This window comes from Xaviernesmea rhizosphaerae (assembly GCF_001938945.1).
Classification (GTDB): domain Bacteria; phylum Pseudomonadota; class Alphaproteobacteria; order Rhizobiales; family Rhizobiaceae; genus Xaviernesmea; species Xaviernesmea rhizosphaerae.
Window position 1 is genome coordinate 1 of the sequence record NZ_MKIO01000007.1, and the last position, 2,500, is coordinate 2,500.

The 2,500-nt window shown below is 54.5% G+C and carries 2 rRNA genes (1 of these 2 cut by a window edge); both read right to left on the reverse strand.

Annotated features, from left to right (window positions below):
* Nucleotides 1–7: 7 nt before the first annotated feature.
* A 5S ribosomal RNA gene (gene rrf, locus BJF92_RS00085) occupies nucleotides 8–122 on the reverse strand.
* A 187-nt stretch (nucleotides 123–309) separates the two neighbouring features.
* A 23S ribosomal RNA gene (locus tag BJF92_RS00090) occupies nucleotides 310–2,500 on the reverse strand (it continues 607 nt past the right edge of the window).

Here is a 2,500-nt window from a genome sequence, read left to right on the forward strand (position 1 = left end):
TTAGCAGACCTGGCAGCGACCGACTCTCCCGCGTCTTGAGACGAAGTACCATTGGCGCTGGGGCGTTTCACGGCCGTGTTCGGAATGGGAACGGGTGCGGCCACCCCGCCGTAACCACCAGGTCGGCTAAGGGCAAGAATTGAGAAGCTGGTGCGCGGTTTGCGCTTTGTGACACGTCTTTGGTTTGTTTGCTTTGTGCCCTGCCCTTTCGGTACAAGGCTTTGCCTTGCACCTGTCGGGCTTCAGGCGTTTGCGGCTCTGTCGGGGATTACTGTCGTAATCCCCTGGAGATGCGCATAAGCAATGGGAACGATCAAGTTCTATCGAACGATTAGTAAGGCTAAGCTTCATGCATTGCTGCACGTCCACACGCCTCCTATCAACGTGGTCGTCTTCCACGGTTCTCGAGGGAATACTCGTTTTCAGGTGGGTTTCCCGCTTAGATGCCTTCAGCGGTTATCCCTTCCATATATAGCTACCCTGCTATGCCGTTGGCACGACAACAGGTCCACCAGAGATATGTCCATCCCGGTCCTCTCGTACTAGGGACAGATCCTGTCAATATTCCTACACCCACGGCAGATAGGGACCGAACTGTCTCACGACGTTCTGAACCCAGCTCACGTACCGCTTTAATTGGCGAACAGCCAAACCCTTGGGACCTGCTCCAGCCCCAGGATGCGATGAGCCGACATCGAGGTGCCAAACAACCCCGTCGATATGGACTCTTGGGGGTCATCAGCCTGTTATCCCCGGCGTACCTTTTATCCGTTGAGCGATGGCCCTTCCACGCGGGACCACCGGATCACTATGACCGACTTTCGTCTCTGCTCGACTTGTCAGTCTCGCAGTCAGGCGGGCTTATGCCATTGCACTCGACGAGCGATTTCCGACCGCTCTGAGCCCACCATCGCGCGCCTCCGTTACTCTTTCGGAGGCGACCGCCCCAGTCAAACTACCCACCATACACTGTCCCGGACCCGGATAACGGGCCGCGGTTAGACATCCATGACGATAAGGGTGGTATTTCAAGGATGGCTCCACGAAGACTGGCGTCCCCGCTTCAAAGCCTACCACCTATCCTACACATGCCGACACGAATGCCAGTGTAAAGCTATAGTAAAGGTGCACGGGGTCTTTCCGTCTGACCGCAGGAACCCCGCATCTTCACGGGGAATTCAATTTCACTGAGTCTATGTTGGAGACAGCGGGGAAGTCGTTACGCCATTCGTGCAGGTCGGAACTTACCCGACAAGGAATTTCGCTACCTTAGGACCGTTATAGTTACGGCCGCCGTTTACTGGGGCTTCGATTCAAAGCTTGCACCTCTCCTCTTAACCTTCCAGCACCGGGCAGGCGTCAGACCCTATACGTCGTCTTATGGACTTCGCAGAGCCCTGTGTTTTTGATAAACAGTCGCTACCCCCTGGTCTGTGCCACCCCATCACACTTGCGTGCAAAGGGGTCACGCTTCTTCCGAAGTTACGCGTGCAATTTGCCGAGTTCCTTCAACATAGTTCTCTCAAGCGCCTTGGTATGCTCTACCTGACCACCTGTGTCGGTTTCGGGTACGGTCTATAAGGCGGGGCTCTTTCCTGGAACCGGTTCCCTGCAAAGACAATCCAATAAGCCTTTACAAGTTGCCCGATCCGTCACTTCCCGCCAGGCCCACGAATATTCACGTGGTTCCCATCGACTACGCGTGTCCGCCTCGTCTTAGGGGCCGGCTAACCCTGCTCAGATTAACTTTAAGCAGGAACCCTTGGTCTTTCGGCGAGGGAGTCTCTCACTCCCTTTATCGTTACTCATGTCAACATTCGCACTTCCGATACCTCCAGGATCTCTCACGAGTATCCCTTCACAGGCTTACGGAACGCTCCGCTACCACTCCCTTGCGGGAATCCTCAGCTTCGGTGCATGGCTTTAGCCCCGTTACATTTTCGGCGCAAAACCCCTTAATTAGACCAGTGAGCTGTTACGCTTTCTTTAAATGATGGCTGCTTCTAAGCCAACATCCTGGTTGTTTTGGGAGTCTCACATCCTTTCCCACTTAGCCATGACTTGGGGACCTTAGCTGGAGGTCAGGGTTGTTGCCCTCTTCACGACGGACGTTAGCACCCGCCGTGTGTCTGCCTGATAGTACTCCCGGGTATTCGCAGTTTGGTTAGGATCAGTAAGACGGTGAGTCCCCATAGCCCATCCAGTGCTCTACCCCCCGGGGTATTCGTCAGACGCTCTACCTAAATAGATTTCGCGGAGAACCAGCTATCTCCGAGTTTGATTGGCCTTTCACCCCTAGCCACAAGTCATCCCAATCTATTGCAACAGATGCGGGTTCGGTCCTCCAGTTGGTGTTACCCAACCTTCAACCTGCTCATGGCTAGATCACTCGGTTTCGGGTCTAATGCAACGAACTGAACGCCCTGTTCAGACTCGCTTTCGCTGCGCCTCCACCTACCGGCTTAAGCTCGCTCGTTACACTAAGTCGTTGACCCATTAT